The organism is Serinicoccus hydrothermalis (assembly GCF_001685415.1).
Classification (GTDB): Bacteria; Actinomycetota; Actinomycetes; order Actinomycetales; family Dermatophilaceae; genus Ornithinicoccus; species Ornithinicoccus hydrothermalis.
Window position 1 is genome coordinate 2,027,863 of record NZ_CP014989.1, and the last position, 17,271, is coordinate 2,045,133.

17 protein-coding genes are annotated in these 17,271 nt (G+C 73.4%); 13 read left to right on the plus strand and 4 right to left on the minus strand.

What is annotated here, in order from left to right; translation table 11 throughout:
- Positions 1–17: 17 nt before the first annotated feature.
- A complete protein-coding gene (locus SGUI_RS09365; RefSeq protein ID WP_066639190.1) occupies positions 18–761 on the minus strand; it encodes a DUF881 domain-containing protein in 744 nt (247 codons plus the stop codon).
- Positions 762–818: 57 nt separating this feature from the next.
- Here SGUI_RS09365 and SGUI_RS09370 point away from each other — a divergent pair, with 57 nt between their 5' ends.
- Complete coding sequence (locus SGUI_RS09370; RefSeq protein ID WP_066639193.1) at positions 819–1,082, plus strand: cell division protein CrgA; 264 nt, start codon at positions 819–821, stop codon at positions 1,080–1,082.
- A gap of 66 nt (positions 1,083–1,148) precedes the next feature.
- On the opposite strand, the gene SGUI_RS09375 is transcribed toward SGUI_RS09370, so the two are convergent.
- On the minus strand, positions 1,149–1,817 hold the full coding sequence (locus SGUI_RS09375; RefSeq protein WP_237141315.1) for a rhomboid family intramembrane serine protease: 669 nt from the start codon (positions 1,815–1,817) through the stop codon (positions 1,149–1,151).
- Between SGUI_RS09375 and SGUI_RS18040 the strand changes: the two genes are divergently transcribed.
- Positions 1,810–1,974: a hypothetical protein gene (locus SGUI_RS18040; protein WP_237141316.1), complete on the plus strand. Its 165-nt coding sequence runs from the start codon at positions 1,810–1,812 to the stop codon at positions 1,972–1,974. The two genes, SGUI_RS09375 and SGUI_RS18040, sit on opposite strands and share 8 nt — an antisense overlap.
- A 111-nt stretch (positions 1,975–2,085) precedes the next feature.
- Here SGUI_RS18040 and SGUI_RS09380 read toward each other — a convergent pair whose 3' ends face one another.
- Positions 2,086–2,604 (minus strand): peptidylprolyl isomerase, encoded by a 519-nt coding sequence (locus SGUI_RS09380; RefSeq protein WP_066639195.1) that lies wholly within the window; start codon positions 2,602–2,604, stop codon positions 2,086–2,088.
- A 123-nt stretch (positions 2,605–2,727) separates the two neighbouring features.
- Here SGUI_RS09380 and SGUI_RS09385 point away from each other — a divergent pair, with 123 nt between their 5' ends.
- The 7 genes from SGUI_RS09385 to SGUI_RS09415 all read left to right on the plus strand — a co-directional run bounded on the left by SGUI_RS09385 (position 2,728) and on the right by SGUI_RS09415 (position 12,828).
- Complete coding sequence (locus SGUI_RS09385) at positions 2,728–4,173, plus strand: hypothetical protein (protein ID WP_066639197.1); 1,446 nt, start codon at positions 2,728–2,730, stop codon at positions 4,171–4,173.
- A 170-nt stretch (positions 4,174–4,343) separates the two neighbouring features.
- Positions 4,344–6,596, plus strand: coding sequence for an acyltransferase family protein (locus SGUI_RS17820; protein ID WP_083190599.1), 2,253 nt, complete (start codon positions 4,344–4,346; stop codon positions 6,594–6,596).
- Positions 6,597–6,648: 52 nt separating this feature from the next.
- Positions 6,649–7,866 carry an ATP-grasp domain-containing protein gene (locus tag SGUI_RS09395; protein WP_066639201.1) on the plus strand — a complete coding sequence of 406 codons (1,218 nt, stop codon included), beginning with the start codon at positions 6,649–6,651 and terminating at the stop codon, positions 7,864–7,866.
- Positions 7,856–8,932 carry a type 1 glutamine amidotransferase family protein gene (locus SGUI_RS09400; protein WP_066639203.1) on the plus strand — a complete coding sequence of 359 codons (1,077 nt, stop codon included), beginning with the start codon at positions 7,856–7,858 and terminating at the stop codon, positions 8,930–8,932. Before SGUI_RS09395 ends, SGUI_RS09400 begins: the two co-directional genes overlap by 11 nt.
- Positions 8,929–10,119, plus strand: a complete 1,191-nt coding sequence (locus tag SGUI_RS09405; protein ID WP_066639205.1) for an alpha/beta hydrolase-fold protein — start codon at positions 8,929–8,931, stop codon at positions 10,117–10,119. Before SGUI_RS09400 ends, SGUI_RS09405 begins: the two co-directional genes overlap by 4 nt.
- A 34-nt stretch (positions 10,120–10,153) precedes the next feature.
- On the plus strand, positions 10,154–10,711 hold the full coding sequence (locus SGUI_RS09410) for an NYN domain-containing protein (RefSeq protein ID WP_066639207.1): 558 nt from the start codon (positions 10,154–10,156) through the stop codon (positions 10,709–10,711).
- A 134-nt stretch (positions 10,712–10,845) separates the two neighbouring features.
- Positions 10,846–12,828 carry a cell wall-binding repeat-containing protein gene (locus SGUI_RS09415; protein WP_066639215.1) on the plus strand — a complete coding sequence of 661 codons (1,983 nt, stop codon included), beginning with the start codon at positions 10,846–10,848 and terminating at the stop codon, positions 12,826–12,828.
- 34 nt (positions 12,829–12,862) lie between these two features.
- Here the strand turns inward: SGUI_RS09415 and SGUI_RS09420 are convergent, their stop codons facing one another.
- A complete protein-coding gene (locus tag SGUI_RS09420) occupies positions 12,863–13,456 on the minus strand; it encodes a helix-turn-helix domain-containing protein (RefSeq protein WP_066639220.1) in 594 nt (197 codons plus the stop codon).
- Between the two features lie 18 nt (positions 13,457–13,474).
- Here SGUI_RS09420 and SGUI_RS09425 point away from each other — a divergent pair, with 18 nt between their 5' ends.
- From SGUI_RS09425 to SGUI_RS09440, 4 genes are all read left to right on the plus strand, one after another.
- The gene (locus SGUI_RS09425; RefSeq protein ID WP_066639223.1) at positions 13,475–14,182 is read left to right on the plus strand and encodes an AzlC family ABC transporter permease; all 708 of its coding nucleotides are present in this window, start codon (positions 13,475–13,477) and stop codon (positions 14,180–14,182) included.
- Positions 14,179–14,490, plus strand: coding sequence for an AzlD domain-containing protein (locus SGUI_RS09430; protein WP_066639226.1), 312 nt, complete (start codon positions 14,179–14,181; stop codon positions 14,488–14,490). Before SGUI_RS09425 ends, SGUI_RS09430 begins: the two co-directional genes overlap by 4 nt.
- A 97-nt stretch (positions 14,491–14,587) precedes the next feature.
- Positions 14,588–15,544 (plus strand): alpha/beta hydrolase, encoded by a 957-nt coding sequence (locus SGUI_RS09435; protein ID WP_157621794.1) that lies wholly within the window; start codon positions 14,588–14,590, stop codon positions 15,542–15,544.
- Between the two features lie 171 nt (positions 15,545–15,715).
- Positions 15,716–17,260, plus strand: a complete 1,545-nt coding sequence (locus SGUI_RS09440; RefSeq protein WP_066639229.1) for a flotillin family protein — start codon at positions 15,716–15,718, stop codon at positions 17,258–17,260.
- The last annotated feature ends 11 nt before the right edge of the window (positions 17,261–17,271 follow it).

Consider the following 17,271-nt stretch of genomic DNA (forward strand, 5'->3'; position numbering starts at 1 on the left):
CCGCGCCGGGGTCTGCGTCAGGGCCGGACGACGCTCGCGTGCTGCGGGCGGACGGCGCCGGCATAGGCCGGGAGCTCGGTCTCGCCGAGGTCCTCGACGTCGTAGCCCAGGCCCACGGCCTGCGCCCAGTCCCGGTAGGTCGACACCACCGGGTCCGCCGCCAGCGAGGACCGCAGCGCCTCCGGGTCCCCGATGGCGGTGACGGTGTAGGGCGGGGAGTAGACCCGGCCCTGCAGGTAGAGGGTGTTGCCGACGCACTGGACCGCGCTCGTCGAGACGATGCGCTGGTCCTGCACCATGATCGCCTCCGCACCGCCGGCCCACAGGGCGTTGACGACCCCTTGCAGGTCCTGCTGGTGCACGACGACGTCGTCGACCGAGTAGCCCTCGGGCAGCGTGTCGAGGCTGTAGCCCGCGTCGTCGAGGGTGACGCCCACCGCCGGCCCCTGCGCCGCCGCGGCGCCGACCCCGAGCGCCAGCTCGTCGGCACGGCGCGCGTCCAGCGACGCCACGCTCGAGGCCTGCTCGGCCCGCAGCTGCTCCACCTCGTCGGCCAGGTCGTCCGCCCGGCCGGTGAGGTCCTGCACCTGGGCGTCCCGCTCGGTGATGAGGTCGACGAGGTCGGCGGGCGCGCCACCCCCCTCCCGGGCCAGCGACGCGCTGGTGCCGAAGAGCATCCCGGCGGCCAGGCATACCGCCGTCACGCCGACGACCCGCCCACGGCGCGCCGTCGCGGTCCCCTCGCCCACGTCATCGGTCATCACGACCCAGGGTATCGGGCGTATATCCTGACCACTCCCACCACGAAGGAGACGGACGTGCCCGAGTCTCGCGGCCGAGAGGGTGCGCGCAAGCGCGCCGAACGCACCAGCCAGACCAGCCCCCAGACCCAGAGCCTGCCGGGCAACCCCTCGTGGTTCGTGCCGGTGATGTGCGCCCTCATGATCGTGGGCGTCCTGTGGGTGGCGATCTTCTACATCACCGGGGGCCAGTGGCCGGTCGGCTCGATCCGCTACTGGAACCTCGGGATCGGGATGGGCCTCATCATGATCGGCTTCGGCATGGCGACCCGCTGGCGCTAGTTGTCCACAGGTCATCCCCAGCGTGGGGATAACCACACCCGTGTGATTCGGGCTCCGGTATGCCGCTCAGGCCCAGCCGAAGGCGGCCGGCCCCATGACCTGCCACAGCCGGAGACCGGACAGCAGCAGGATGAGGACCAGGACCCCGGCGAGCGCGGGCCAGGCCAGCGCCCGCCGCCGCACCGCCTCCGGGGAGCGCCCGGTCGCGGAGGTGAGCACCAGCAGCCCGCCGACCGCGGCGCCGGTGATCGCGCCCCCGACGTGCGCCTGCCAGGCGATGCCACCGACGAAGAAGGGCAGCGCCAGGTTGATGCCGATCATGACGAGCAGGCTCGTCGGCACCGTGCCCTGCCGCAGGGCGAGCACGACGAAGAGGAAGAGCAGCCCGAAGATCGCGCCCGAGGCGCCGACCACGGGCACCCGCCACCCCGGGTCCGGGCTCGCGAGCAGGAGCACCCCCGCCGACCCGCCCACGGCGCACAGCAGGTAGGTCGCCGCGAACTTCGCCCGGCCCAGCGCCTGCTCCAGCACCGGCCCGAAGGCGAAGAGGATGTACATGTTGAAGAGGATGTGGAGCAGGCTCTGCGGGGAGTGGACGAAGGCCGTGGTCAGCATCCGCCACGGCTCCACCCCGGCCCAGACGCCGACGAAGGCGAGCTCGCGGGTGACCAGGGGGTTGGCGAGCTGGCCGACATACACCAGGACGCACAGGCCGAGCAGGGTCCAGGTGACCACCGGCCGCCCGGACTGCGCCGGCGCGCCGAAGCGGGTGCGCGCCACGGGCTGGGTGCGCGACCCCTCCCGCACGCAGTCGACGCACTGCACGCCCACCGCGGCCGGCCGCTGGCAGTCCGGGCACGTCGGGCGCTCGCACCGCTGGCAGCGGATGTAGGAGGTGCGGTCCGGGTGACGCGGGCAGACCGGAGGCCCCCCGTGCTCGCTGCCGCGAGTGTCCTCCGGGGGCTGGGCTGCCGCGGGGCCGGTCACGGTGGCCTCGGGCCGGTCAGCCCTCGACGCTGACCCGCTCGATGACGACCGGCTCGACCGGCTTGTCGCCGGCCCCGGTCGGCACCGCGGCGATGGCGTCGACGACGTCGCGGGAGGACTGGTCGGCCACCTCGCCGAAGATCGTGTGCTTGCCCTGCAGCCAGGTGGTGGGCTCGACCGTGATGAAGAACTGCGAGCCGTTGGTGCCCTTGCCCATGCGCTTGCCGGCGTTGGCCATGGCGAGCATGTAGGGCTGGCTGAAGTTGTGGTCCGGGCTGATCTCGTCGTCGAAGGTGTAGCCGGGGCCACCGAAGCCCTCGCCGAGCGGGCAGCCGCCCTGGATCATGAAGCCCGGGATGATGCGGTGGAAGGCGAGCCCGTCGAAGAAGGGCTGCGGGTTGGTGCGCCCCGCGTCGTCGGAGTACTCCTTCTCGCCGGTCGCCAGGCCGGTGAAGTTGGCGACCGTCTTGGGTGCCGCGTGCTCGAACAGCTCGAGGGCGATGTCGCCGTGGTTGGTGTGCAGCGTGACGTTCATCCCTCCAGTTTCGCACGGTCGGTATGCCGCCCGCGTCGCTGCCCGCGCGGGCGGCGGGGTGAGTGGAGTTCGTCGGCAGGACAGTGCAGGATGGGACCAGACCCACAACAGGAGGGACAGCACGTGTTCTTCAAGACCGATGCCGAGCGGGCCGCCGCGCAGGCCAGCCAAGCCCGGCAGGACGCCACCGCGGCCGGCTCCAGCGCCGCCTCGGGCGCCCGCAACCTCGGTGCGGCCGTCCTGGCCACGCTGGCCGAGGTGACCGCCCCCAAGGACGACACCTCGGGCCGCCGGCACGCCCAGAAGGCCCGGGCCAAGGCGCTCAAGGCCGCCAGCAAGGACCGTGCCGCGGCGAGCAGGTCCGCGGGCGCCGCCCGCGACGCGGCGAGCAAGGCCCGCAAGCACGGCGGCAAGGCCCTGGACAAGCAGAGCGAGAAGGCCGGCGGCCGCGCTGCTGCGCTGAGCGGCATGGCCACGGAGCGCGCCTCCAAGCTCGCCGGCGAGGCCCGCAGCCAGGGGTCGCAGGCCGCCAAGACCCTGCGCAAGCAGTCGGAGTCCTGGCGCGAGCAGGGCGGCCACGCCGCCGACTCCCTGCGCAAGCAGTCGGAGTCGTGGCGCGAGCACGGTGCCGAGGCGCTGCGTGAGCACGGGGGTCACGCGGCCGAGTCCCTGCGCGACCACGGCTCCGAGCTTCTGCAGCGGGCGCGCGACACCGGCCCGCTGGGCGAGGCGGCCGCCGCCCGCGCCGGAGCCGGTGCGGCCGCGCTGGCCGGCCTCGCCGCGACCACCCGCGACCGTGCGATGGCCGGCGTCGACCACGGGATCGACGCCGCCGTGCCGCGGGCGCAGGAGGGCGTCGCCGGGCTGGCCCCGACCATCGACCACGTGCGCGACCTCATCAACGATGAGCTGCTCCCCAAGATCCAGGACATGCTGGGTGAGGTCCAGTCCGGCAAGGACCGGCTGTTCGCCCAGGAGGACGGCGTCGTGGCCAAGGTCACCGGAACCCCCAAGCCGCGCCGCCGCAAGGGCGGCAAGCTCATCGCGCTCGGCATCCTCGCGGCGGTCGGCGCCGGCGTCGCCTGGTGGCTCTCGCAGCAGCAGAACCCGGCCGCGGACCCGTGGGCCGGCAAGGACGGCCAGCGGGACCCGTGGGCCGGCAGCAGCACCCCGTCCGCGTCCACCTCCTCGGCGACCGCCGCGCCCGCGACGACCACCGGTGCGGCGGCGGCCACGGCTGGGTCCACCACCACCGAGAGGGAGACGACCACGAGCAACGACGCTCAGGACGACAGCACGGACAGCACCCAGGGCGAGCAGACCGGCTCGACGGAGGCCTCGGACGTCGAGGCGCCGTCCCTGGCCGACGACGGTTCGCCCCGCATGCTCGACACCGAGCAGATCGACGAGCTCGGCACCGACACGCCGAGCTCCGTGGAGGACCAGGGCGAGGGCGAGTCCCCGACCCAGGAGATCCAGGCCGCCCAGTCCCGCGGTTCGGAGGCCCTTCCGCACGCCTCCGACGACGCCGACGAGGACGGCGGCGACGAGGAGCCGACCCGGGCCTGATCCCACCCGCACCAGCGCACGAGGCGCCCACCGGCACGGTGGGCGCCTCGCGCGTTGTCTGGCGACCGCACGTTGTGCAGACACGCCGCCGTCCTCCCTGGTCAGGCCACCAGCCCGCCCTAGTCTGAGGACGGCGACGGTCGCACCGCGCCGGTGGCCGAGAGGAAGGTGTGCGTCAGGTGTCCGTGCCCGCCTCCTCCCCGCGCCCCGACGCCGACCTCGACCCCGGTGACAGCCCGCAGCCGGCGACCCACCCCTCGCCACGCGCGCTCCTGGATCCCGGGACACCTCCCTCCCGCGTCTCACTGCCCCCGGCACCGCCCACCTCGACGGACGACACCCTCCGCACCCCCGGCGCTCGACATCGACCGCGCCGCGGCGGCCGCGGGCCCCGCGGGGTCGACCCCAGGCCGGGTCAGATCCCCGGCCTGGACGGGCTGCGGGCCCTGGCCATCCTCGCGGTCCTGGCCTTCCACTTCGTCCCGGCCGCCCTCCCCGGCGGCTTCCTCGGGGTCGACGTCTTCTTCGTCGTCAGCGGCTTCCTCATCACGACGCTCCTGCTGCGCGAGATCGACTCCCGCGGGCGGGTCGACCTGCTGAACTTCTGGCGCCGGCGGGCGCGCCGGCTGGTGCCCCCGCTCCTCGCGGTCGTCGTCGTCAGCGTCGTGGCCGCCCGCCTCGTCGGTGGTGACCTGCTGGTCGGGATCGGGCGTCAGACCGTGGGTGCCCTGACCTTCACGAGCAACTGGCTGGAGATCGCGGCCGGCTCGAGCTACTTCCACAGCACCAGCCCCATCCTCTTCGTCAACTTCTGGAGCCTGGCGGTCGAGGAGCAGTTCTATCTGCTGTGGCCGCTCACCCTCGTCGTGGTGCTCGCCTTCGCCCCGGGGACCCGCGCCCGGGTCGCCACCGTGGCCGGGGTCGGGCTGGCCTCGACGCTGCTCATGGCCGTCCTGTTCACCTCCGGCGAGGACGCCACCCGCGTCTACTACGGCACCGACACCCACCTCGTCGGTCTCATGGGCGGCGCCGCCCTGGCCCTCGCCTGGGCCGACCCCACCCACCGCGCCGGGCTGCGCAGCCCGATCTGGCGACGGGTACGCGGTCCCGCCGTCCTGGCGGCGCTGCTCACCCTGGCCGCCCTCACGCGCTGGGGCAGCGAAGGATCCGCCCTGACCTTCCGGGGCGGGATCGCCCTCGCCTCGGTCGCCACCGTCGTGCTCATCGCCGGCCTGCTCGAGGCGCCCTCCCCGTGGCGGCGTGCCATGTCGCTGCCGCCGCTGGTCTGGCTGGGTCGCCGCTCCTACGGCATCTACCTGTGGCACTGGCCGGTGCTCGTCATCGCCGGTGCCCTCGTGCCGTATGCCGCCGGCACGGCACGCGGCGCCGCCGTGCTGCTCAGCGCGCTGGCCGTCACCCTCGTGCTCGCCGAGGTCTCGTGGCGGGCGCTCGAGACCCCGGTGCGCCGTCGCGGCATCCGCGCCAGCCTCGGGGACGTCGGCCGGTGGTTCACCTCCGGCTGGCACCGCAGCAGGCTGCCACGCATCGTCGCCGGGGGACTCACGCTCCTGCTCGTCGGCACGGTCGTGGCACTGGCCACCGCACCGGAGAAGTCCGCGACGCAGCGTCAGATCGAGGAGTCCCAGGCCCGCATCGACTCCGGCAGCGCCGGCTCCCCGCCCGCGCAGACCACCTCCGTCGGCCGGGACGCCACCGGTCTCGGCGTCGCGCTCGGTGGCGCTCCCGCCGAGGACGAGACGGAGCAGCGGGCGAGCGAGGACGCCGAGGAGGGCACCGGCGACAGCACCGACAGCAGCAGCGACGACGACGCCGCGCAGGACGCGGAGGACGAGGCGGAGCAGCAGGCGGCACCCTCCCCCGGCGAGGTGCAGGTCAACGGGTCCACCTTCCGCCCGGACGAGGAGGGTCTGCTCGTGCCCCCCGGCGACGAGCTCACCGCGATCGGCGACTCCCTCGTCGTCACCAGCGCCGACGGCCTGACCTACCGCTTCCCGGGCACCTCCTACCTCGCCGAGTCCAACCGGCAGTGGTCCGGGGCGACCGACCTCGTGGCCGCCGCCGTCGAGGCCGGCGAGGTCCGCGACAACGTCGTGCTCCACCTCGGCACCAACGCGGGCGTCGACGAGAAGGCGCTGCGCTCGGTGCTCGACACCTTCGGCCCGGACCGCAACGTCGTGGTCATGGACCTCTACGTCCAGGCGTCCTTCACCGAGAAGTCCAACGAGACGATCCGGTCGGTCGTCGCCGACTACCCCCACGCCGTCGTGGGGACGTGGAACGAGACGATCAGCCAGCAGCCGCAGGTGCTGCAGAGCGACCAGGTGCACCCCGACATCGACGGTATGCACGTCTACGCCGAGGTCGTCGCGCGCGCCTTCGACGAGCTGGCCCGCCGGGGCTGACCTCCCGACGTCACGTTCCCGCGGACCGCCGGGATGTGGCAGGCTCGGACCCGTGAACATCGTCCTCGTCGAGCCGCACTTCCCCAAGAACCAGCGGGAGTTCGCCCGGGCGCTGGCGGAGGCCGGGGCCAACGTCATCGGTATAGGTGAGACCCCCCTGGACTACCTGGACGACCAGCTGAAGTCCTGGATGGTGCACTACGAGCAGGTGGGCTCGGTCACCGACCGCCACGCGATGACCGAGACGGTGCGCCGGGTCCAGGGCATGGTGTGGGTGGACCGGCTGGAGTCGACCATCGAGTCCCACCAGCTCGTCGCCGCGCACGTCCGGGAGGATCTGGGCATACCGGGCACCTCGGTGCGCACCACCTGGCTGTGCCGCGACAAGCCGTCGATGAAGGAGGCGCTGCGCGAAGCCGGTGTCCCCACCGCCGCCTCGACCGGCGCGGACGACGCCGACCAGGTGCGCGACTTCGCCGCCCGCGTGGGCTATCCGATCATCCTCAAGCCTCGCGACGCCGCCGGCGCGGCGGACACGGTGCGGGTGGACGACGACACCGAGCTCGCCGCGGCGCTGGACCGGATGGGTCGCTACTCCTCCATCGCGGTCGAGGAGTTCATCGAGGGGCACGAGGGGTTCTACGACACCGTCTCCATCGACGGAAGGATCGCCGTCGACTTCGCCTCGCACTACTTCCCGGGCGTGCTCGAGGCGATGCGGACCCGCTGGATCTCGCCGCAGTTCGTGGCCACGAACCGGATCGACGGGGGTGGTCTCTACGCCGAGATCCGGGAGATGGGGCACCGGGTCAACGAGGCGCTCGGCATCGGCACCTCCGCCACGCACATGGAGTGGTTCCACGGGCCCAAGGGGCTGAAGTTCTCCGAGATCGGCTGCCGCCCGCCCGGGGTCGGCTGCTGGGACCTCTACTGCGCGGCCAACGACATGGACGTGTATGCCGCCTGGGCCCAGTCGATCGTGCACGGCGAGGTGCGTGAGCACGCGAGCCGCAGCCACAGCGCGGGCATCGTGTCGCTGCGCCCGGACCGGGACGGCGTCATCACCGGCTACAGCGGGCTGGAGGACATCGAGAACCGCTACGGCCGGTGGATCATCGACGCGCACGTCCCGGTCGCCGGCACCGGGACCCAGCCGGTCGAGGCCGGCTTCATGGCCAACGCGTGGATCCGGATGCGGCACCCGGACTTCGACGTGCTGCGGGGGATGCTCGACGACGTGGGGAGCACGGTGCACGTCCATGCCGGCTGAGGCCGACCTGCACGCCGCCGACCCCGGTCAGCCCTCCGGGCCCCGCATCACCCTGCTCGGCCCGCAGCGCCACCCGCAGCTGGACCAGGTCGCGTCCTCGCTCGGGCTGGAGGGCGCACGCGTCGCGACCATCACCGCGGGCTGGCGGGACCGGGAGCACGACGACTCCCTGCTCGTGGAGCAGCTCGGCGGCAGCTGCGTCAACCTCGGCCTGTGGCAGCGCATGCAGCAGATCTGGGCGGAGGACCCCGAGCTGGAGCAGGCCGACCGGGCCCGACGGGCGGTGCTCACCGAGCTGCAGGAGCTCTACGTCATCGGCCTGCAGCACGCCGTGGAGGCGCTCACCCGGATCCGCGGCCACGAGCCCCGCGACCCGCGGATCCACCGGATGGCCGTCGAGGACGTGCTCGGGGTCATGCGCGACCTGGACGAGCGGCACGTCCGCCGGGTCGCCGAGCTGCACCAGGAGTTCTACGCCCGGCACCTGCCCGAGCAGCGCGACGCGGTCGTGCACGGTCGCGCCGAGGTGGGCCGGCTGGTCGAGGGGTGCGACGCCGTGGTCATCACCGGCGGCCACGTGGGGGTGCTGCTCGGCACGCTGCACATGTTCAACCTCGCCCCGGTCCTGGCCGAGCCGGTCGCCGATCCCGACGACCCCAGCGGGCTCCATGCCCGCGTCCGCCGCCCGGTCATCGCCTGGGGTGCCGGGGCCATGGCCCTCACCGAGCGGGTGATGCTGTTCTACGACGACGCGGTCATCGCGCCCGGCGTCGCGGAGATGCTCATGGACGGCCTGGGCCTGACCCGTGGGCTGGTGGCCCTGCCCTCGGCGTCCGACCGGCTGGCGGTCGGCGACCCGCCGCGGATGCAGACCCTGGTCAGCCGGTGCCACCCCCGGCTCCCGCTGCCGCTGGACCCCGGCGACCGGGTCGACCTCACCCCCGCGGGTCGGGTCCCGGAGGCCGCGCGGGTCTTCGGTCCGCAGGGCAGCGCGGTCCGGTACCGGGCCGCCGGCGCCGGCGAGGCGTCCCCGGCCGACCCTCGTCCGGGTGAGGAGCGCTCGTGAGCCAGCCCCAGACATACCCGCCTCCGCCGCGCCACAAGGGCAAGCTGGCGATCAACGCGCTGCGCTCACGCAGGCTGGACGAGGCGGTCATCACCCGTTTCCTGGACGAGCACGAGGTGCCGGTCGTCGAGGGCCCCAAGTGCACCTTCCTCTACCGCGGCGAGGCCGACGCGGTCGCCGTCCGCCACCGCATCGTCAACCAGCCGCAGCACGTGCCGATGAAGCGCCTGGACGTGCCCGAGGGCGTGACGCCGCTGTGGTACGTCACGATCGAGCTGCCCGCCGCCTCGCGGGTGGAGTACCAGATCGAGGTGCGGGTCGGCGAGGCCGTCGAGACCGTCAACGACCCGCTCAACCCGCACGTGGCGCACAGCCCCGTGGGCTCCTCCAGCGTCTGCCAGGCGGCGGGCTACGAGACGCCGCCCTGGGTCCTGCCCCAGCCGGACGCCCGCCCGGGAGAGCTGGTCGAGCTGCCGCTGCGGAGCCAGGCCCTGCGCCGCGAGACCCACAACCGGGTCTACCTCCCGGCGCGGTTCCGACGCAGCAGCCACTACCCGCTGCTCGTGGTCCACGACGGGGACGACTACCTCGACTACGCGGCGATGCGCACGGTGCTCGACAACCTCATCCACGACCTCGACATGGCCGAGACGATCGTCGTCTTCTCCAACCCCGGCGACCGGCTGCAGGAGTACCCGAACTCGGCGGCGCACGCGCGGCACCTCACCACCGAGCTGCTCCCGGCGGTCGAGGAGAAGCTGCCCGTCGTCCGGCGTGCCGACGCCCGCTGCCTCATGGGGGCCAGCTTCGGCGCGGTCGCCTCGCTGTCCGCGGCCGCCCGCGACCCCGGCGTGTGGGACAACCTCTTCCTGCAGTCCGGGTCCTTCGTCTTCACCGACATCGGGTCCGACCACGGCGGCGGGCCGGCCTTCGACCCGGTCGTGAAGTTCATGAACCGCTACCGTGAGGACCCTCAGCGGGTCGCCGAGCGGATGTTCATCACCTGCGGCGTCTACGAGCCGCTCATCGTGCCCAACCGTTCGATGGTGCCGGTCTTCGAGTCCACCGGGGCGCGGGTGCAGTACGTCGAGTCCCGGGACGGCCACTCCTGGGAGAACTGGCGGGACCGGCTCCGGGACGGCCTGTCGTGGATCTTCCCGGGCCCGCAGAAGCTCGTCTACGAATAATCGGATATATCGACAGAAAGCTTGAGGTCCCGCCATGGGCCAGCTCACCTACCTCCTCGTGGACGGGGAGAACATCGACGCCACGCTGGGCAACTCCATCCTCGGACGACGCCCGCAGCCCGAGGAGCGGCCACGGTGGGACCGGCTGCTCACCTTCACCCAGGAGACCTGGGGGCAGGACGCCCGGGGCCTGTTCTTCCTCAACGCCAGCAGCGGCCTGCCGATGTCCTTCGTGCAGGCCCTGCGCGCGCTCGGCTACACGCCGGTCCCGCTCTCCGGCACGGCCGAGGAGAAGGTCGTGGACATCGCCATCCAGCGCACCCTGGAGGCGCTGCACGAGCGGCCGGACGACGTCATGCTCGTCAGCCACGACGGTGACTTCCTCGAGGCGGTGACGCCGCTGCTGGACGGCGAGCGCCGGGTGGGGCTCATCGCCTTCGAGGAGTTCCGCAACTCGGGCTTCCACCAGCTCGTGCAGCAGGGCATGGAGTTCTTCGACCTCGAGCACGACACCCGCGCCTTCAACACCACGCTGCCCCGGCTGCGGATCATCCCGATCGACGAGTTCGACCCGGCGGCGTTCCTGCAGTAACGGCATCGGTGCAGATCACAAGGTATGGGTTTGGCAAAGAGTAGTGATCTTCTGGGGTTCCTGAGGTTACGGTGACACCGTCCCCCTGAATGTCACGCCGCGGCCGGGCGTCCCTCCGGTCAAGGAGTTCCGCCATGCCCTCGCTCCGTCGTCTCCTGCTGTCCACCCTCACCGCGGCAGCCATCGTGGTGCCCGCCGGACCCCTGGCCGTCGCCGCCCAGGACGAGACGGTCGACGGGGCGGAGCACCGCTCGGTCGCCCTCGAGCCGGTGGCCACGGCGACCTCGGCCGAGTCCGCGGACGTGCTGCGCGGCACGGTGGCGCTCGACCCCCGCGAGGTCAGCGTCGTCGGGCTGCGCTGGTCCGGCGACGCGGACTCCGGCGCGCGCATGCGGCTGCACGACGGGCAGGCGTGGGGCGAGTGGACGCCGCTGGAGAAGGGGGTGGCCACCGGGCCGGACATGCAGGGCTCCGGGGAGTGGGGGACCGAGGCCGCGGTCGTCCTCGAGGCGGACCGGGTCCAGGTCGAGCTGTCGCAGGAGGCGCAGCAGGCGACGGTGGAGACCTGGACCAGCAAGGTCACGGCGGCCGACGTCGCCCAGGTCGAGTCGATGCCCACGACCGACGCCAGCAACGAGGGCGTCATCATCGGGCGGCGCGCCGACTGGGCCGGTGACATGGAGCTCATACCCAGCTCCGGGCCGGTCCTGTCCCGCCCGAAGCTGGGCGTGACGATCCACCACACGGCCACGAGCGCCTACTACGAGCCGCAGGACGTGCCGGCCATGCTGCGCTCCATCTACAACTACCACGCGCGCACGCTGGACTGGCGCGACATCGGCTACAACGCCCTGGTCGACCGATACGGCCGCGCCTGGGAGGGCCGCTCCGGTGGGCTCGAGAACAACGTGCAGGGAGCCCACTCCTACGGCATGAACGCCGACTGGTTCGGCCTCAGCAGCCTGGGCAACCACGAGATCAGCCCGGTCCCGCAGGCCGAGCTCGGCGCCCTCGCGGTGACCACCGCCTGGGCCCTGGACCAGCACGGGGCCGACGTGAACGGCACCGTCACCTACACCAACGAGTACCTCGACTGGACCCGCCGGCTCCCGGTGCTGCACGGCCACCGGGACGTCTACGCCACGAGCTGCCCCGGCTGGCGGCTCTACCAGCTCTTCGGCACGCTGCGCTCCCAGGTCGCCGCCCAGCAGCAGCAGGACCGCTCGGCGGTCCAGCGGATCGGCGGGGCCGACCGCTACGCCGTGGCGGCCGGGCTGGCGAAGGAGGCCGCGGTGCACGGCGCGCGGACGGCATACCTCACCCAGGGCGCGGAGATCGCCGACGCGCTGGGCGTCGGCCCGGTCGCGAGCCGCACCGGCTCCGCGGTGCTGCTCACCCGGACCCAGGGGGTCCCCGGCCCGACCCTGGACGCGCTGGAGGACCTGGGCACCGAGGAGGTGGTCGTCGTCGGCGGGGAGACGGCGGTCTCGCCCGGCGTGGAGCGCTCGCTGCGGCAGCAGGGGTATGCCGTCCGCCGGGTCGCCGGGGCCAACCGCTACGACACCGCGGTCCAGCTCAGCCGCGAGCAGCGGTGGACCGGCGGGACCGTCTACCTGGCCAGCGGGAGCAACCTCGCCGACGCCCTGGGCGGCGGCGCCGCGGCCGCGCACACCGACGCGCCGATGCTGCTGACCCACCCCGGGCACCTGACGACGGTGACCGCCGCCCGGCTGGCCGAGATGCAGCCCGCACGGGTCGTCGTGCTCGGCGGGACCGGCGCGGTGGAGAACTCCGTCGTGCGGCAGGCCGAGGAGCTGCTGCCATGGGCCAGCGTGGAGCGGATCGGCGGCACCAACCGCTACACCACGAGCGCCCTCGTCGCGCAGGACGCCTTCCCCGAGGCCTCCAGCGCCGTCGTGGCCTCCGGCTCGGCCCCGGTCGACGCGGTCGCCGGCACCCAGCTCGCGGCCGACCGCGAGGCGCCCCTGCTGCTCACCCGCAAGACCTGCCGCACCAGCGCGGTCGACGAGGCCTACTCCTCCCTCGGCATCGGGCTCTCCCGGCTCGCCGGCGGGACCGGCGTGCTCGGCTGGGACGCCGGCGCCCGTCGCTGCTGACCACCGAGGTCCGCTCCGGCGGCCTCCGGCCCCGTCAGCGCTGCTGCGAGACCAGGACCGCGCTCGTCCCGGGCTCCAGCGCCTCGAAGAGGTGCTCCACGTCGCCGGGGTAGCGCAGGTAGTCCCCGGGTGAGAGGTCCTCGGGATCGTCCCGGGTGCCGGCCCGGGCCCGTCCGGTGATGACGACGACGTGCTCGACCGTGCCGGTCGCGTGCGCCACCGAGACCTTGACCGCGCCCGGCTCGGCGTCGATGCGGTAGAGGTCGCGGCGCACGTGCGGCGGGCTGTGCGAGAGGACCAGCGCGGTGTAGTCCGCCAGGTCCGAGCGGGTGGGGTCGCCGGCACCGGCGCGCACCAGGGCGCGCTCCGGCTGGGGCGGGTCGATGAGCGCCGAGAAGGGCACCCCCAGGACCGTGGCCAGCGACCAGACCGTCTCCACGCCCGGGTTGCCCCGTCCTGACTCGAGCTGGGAGAGGGTCGACTTGGACAGGCCCGCCCGCCGCGCCAGCTCGGAGAGGCTGAGCCCCGCGCGCTCCCGCTCGGCGCGCACGGCGGCGGCCAGCCGGGTGATCGCGGCACCACGTTCTTCATCGTGGCCGAATTGTTCGGTTTGACGAACGCTGCTCATGCTCTGCATCCTAGCCGTATGAGCCTGGCCGCCACCGTGCGCAACAGCCCCGCCACCCGGGCCGGCCTGTCGATCGCGGTCGCCACGGGTGCCTACGGCATCTCCTTCGGTGCGCTCGGCACGGCGAGCGGGCTCGGCGTCCTCGAGGTCTGCGCCCTGAGCCTGCTCACCTTCTCCGGCGGGTCGCAGTTCGCCTTCGTTGGCGTCGTCGCCGGTGGCGGGTCGCCCGCCTCGGCCGCCGGGGCGTCCACGTTGCTCGGCCTGCGCAACGGGGTCTACGCGATGCAGATGAACGCCCTGCTCCGGCCCCGGGGCTGGTGGAAGCTCGCCGCGGCGCAGGTGACCATCGACGAGTCCACCGCCACGGCGCTGGCCCAGGAGGACGCCGAGGAGCAGCGGCGCGGCTTCTGGGTCGCGGGCGTGGGCATCTTCCTGCTATGGAACCTCATGACCCTCGTCGGCGCGCTGGCCGGCGAGGCGCTGGGCGACCCCCAGCGCTGGGGCCTGGACGGGGCGGCGGTGGCCGCCTTCCTCGGGCTGCTCTGGCCCCGTCTCCGCTCGCGCGAGCCCTGGGCGATCGCCGCGGTGTGCGCGGTGGTGACGGTGCTGTGCATACCCCTGGTCCCCCCGGGCGTGCCGATCCTCGTGGCCGCCGCGGTCGCCGCCGGCATCGGCTGGTGGCGGCTGCGCCGTGACCGCGAGCTCGCGACGGAGCAGCCGGCATGACCCTGTGGCTGTGGATCCTCGGCGCGTGCGCGCTCGCCTACCTGACCAAGCTCAGCGGCTACCTCGTGCCCCAGCGGGTGCTCGCGTCCCCAGCGCTCATGCGGATCTCCGCCTGCATGACGGTCGGGCTCCTCGCGTCGCTCGTCATGATGAACACCGTCGCCGACGGGCAGCGGGTCGTCCTCGACTCCCGGCTGCTCGCGCTGGCCGCCGCGGTCGTGGCGCTGCGCCTGCGCGCGCCCTTCCTCGTGGTCGTGGTCGCCGGGGCGGTCGCCGCCGCCCTGGGCCGGCTGGCCGGCCTGCCCTGAGACACCTGGGCAAGGGTATGCACGGCGGAGGCCGTCGAGAAGCACGCCTACGGTGCACAACCTTGCCCAGGGTCCTGCCGGGCGCGAGAATCGCCAGGTGACCACGAGGAAAGTCCGCCGCGTGGCCTGGCTCCACGCGGTGCTCGGCCTCGTCGCGGTGGTGGTGGCCGCCTGGATCTGGCTGACCCGGGCGGGCGTGCTGCTGGCCGGCCACCCGGCCTACCTCGTCTCCGTCACCGTCGTCGGCCTCGCCGGGCTGGCCCTGCTGGTCCTGGCGGTGCGCGGAGCGCGCGGCCGGGCAGGTCGGGCGCGGGCGCCCGGATGGCTCCGCGTGCTCGGCCGTGTCGCCCTCGCCCTGGTGACGGTCCTCGTGGTCGGCGCCCTGGCGTGGTTGCGACCCTTCCCCGCGAGCCCGGAGGCGACCGGCCTGATGTCCGGGGACGCGGGCGTGGACGTGACCGACTCGGCCGGTCGGATCACGCTCACACCGACCGGGGCGGCGCCGGACGACGGGCTGATCTTCCAGCCGGGCGCGCGGGTCGACCCACGGGCATACCTGCCGCTGCTCACGGAGGTCGCCGCGCAGGGCCACCTCGTGGTCGTCGTCAAGCAGCCCTTCGACATCGGCTTCACCGCGCTCGGGGCGCCGGAGGGCATCATCGAGGACCACCCGGACGTGTCGCGGTGGAGCCTCGGCGGGCACAGCCTCGGTGGCGTCGTGGCCTCGGCGTATGCCCAGGACTACCCGGCCGAGGTCGACGGCCTGGTCCTGTGGGCGTCCTATCCCCTGGGTGACCTCAGCGACCGCGACGACCTGGCCGCGAGCACGATCTTCGGCAGCAACGACGGGCTGGCCACGCCCGCGGACATCGAGGCGAGCCGCCCGGACCTGCCGCCGGGCACCGAGGTGGTCGAGATCCCCGGTGGCGTGCACGCCTTCTTCGGTGACTACGGCGAGCAGCCCGGGGACGGGACGCCGGGAGTCACCCGCGAGGCGGCCCAGGACCAGATCGTCGAGGCCAGCCTGGCGCTGCTGGCGGCCGCCGGGTCCTGAAAGGCCGCAACTGGCGGGCTGACCTGCCCCGTCGTGGCCCGGCGCCTGGATAGGGTGGAAGGGAACCGCCCGACGTCGTGACGGCTGACGGGACGGTCGCCCCGGGGGATCCGCGTCCGTGACGGGCCGGCAGCCCTCCCGCTGGACCACACGTCATACCTGAGGAGTCCCATGGATCTCGCCGGTCCCGTCCTGATCGTCGCGTTCGTCGTCATCGTCCTGGTCGTCCTGGGGATGGTCGCCTTCGTCTACGCCAAGGTGCGGTTCAAGATCGCCACCCCCGACGAGGCGCTCATCATCACCGGACGCAAGAGCGGCACCCCCGTCATCAACCCCGAGACCGGCGACGAGACCACCGACCTGTCCGGCCAGCGGGTCGTCATCGGTGGCGGCACCTTCGTCAAGCCGATCTTCGAGCAGGTGGCGCGGCTGTCCCTCGCCTCCCAGAGCTTCCCGGTCACGGCCGAGGACGCCACCACCAAGAGCGGTGTCGGCGTCACCCTGCGCAGCATCGCCGTCGTCAAGGTCGGGGGGACCGAGCGGATGGTGCGCGCCGCGGCGCAGCGCTTCGCCGGGCGCAGCCAGGAGCAGGTCATCGAGCAGCAGACCAGCGAGGTGCTCGTCGGTGTGCTGCGCACGATCGCGGGCACGCTGACGGTCGAGTCGATCCTCTACGAGCGCCAGGACTTCTCCAAGGAGGTCAAGGACATCGCCGTGCCGATGCTGGCCGAGCGCGGCCTCATCCTGGAGAACTTCGAGATCCAGACCGTCGAGGACTCCGGCGACTACATCCGCAACCTGGGCCGTCCCCGCGCCGCCGCAGTGGCCCGCGACGCCGAGATCGCCGAGGCGCAGGCCCGGCAGGAGAGCACCGAGCGCTCCAACGAGTCCGCCGTGCAGATCGCGGAGTCCAACAAGGCGCTCGCGCTGCGCAACGCGCAGATCGCCCGCGAGACCGCTACGGCCGAGGCCGAGGCGGGGGCGGCGCAGGAGCGCGCCGAGGCCGAGGCGCAGCAGTCGGTGCTCGTCGAGCAGGAGCAGGTGGCCCAGCGCCGGGCGGCGCTGCGCGAGCAGGAGCTGCAGACCGAGGTCCGCAAGCCGGCCGAGGCGCGCAAGTACGAGGCCGCCCAGGAGGCGGACGCCCGCAAGTATGCCGCGGAGCAGGAGGCCGAGGCCGCCAAGACCACCGCGATCCGCAAGGCGGAGGCCGAGGCCCAGCGCACGACGGCCCAGGCCGACGCCGAGGCCGCGGCCCTCCGGGCGCGCGCCGAGGCCGCGCTGGTGGAGCAGCAGCGGGGCGCCGAGGGTGCGCTGGCGAAGGCCCGCGCCGAGGCCGACGGGGTGCAGGCGCGCGGCGAGGCCGAGGCGGCGGCCGAGCGGGCCAAGGGTGAGGCGCGGGGTGCCGCGATCAAGGCGGAGGCCGACGCCTACCAGACCTTCCCCGAGTCGGCACGACTGCAGATGGTGCTCGACGCGCTGCCCAAGATGGCGCAGCCCTACGCCGACGCCCTCGGCAGCATCGACGACATCACCGTCATCGACCGCGACGGGGCTTCCCGGCTCTCCGGCCAGGTCTCGACCGGGGTGCAGGAGCTGGCCAAGCAGCTGAAGTCGCAGACCGGCATCGACCTGCTCCACATGCTGCGGTCCGAGCGGTCCGCTGACGACGGGCCGGCCGGCACGGCCGTGACCGCGGACAGCGCCGTCGACGGCTGACCACGACGGTC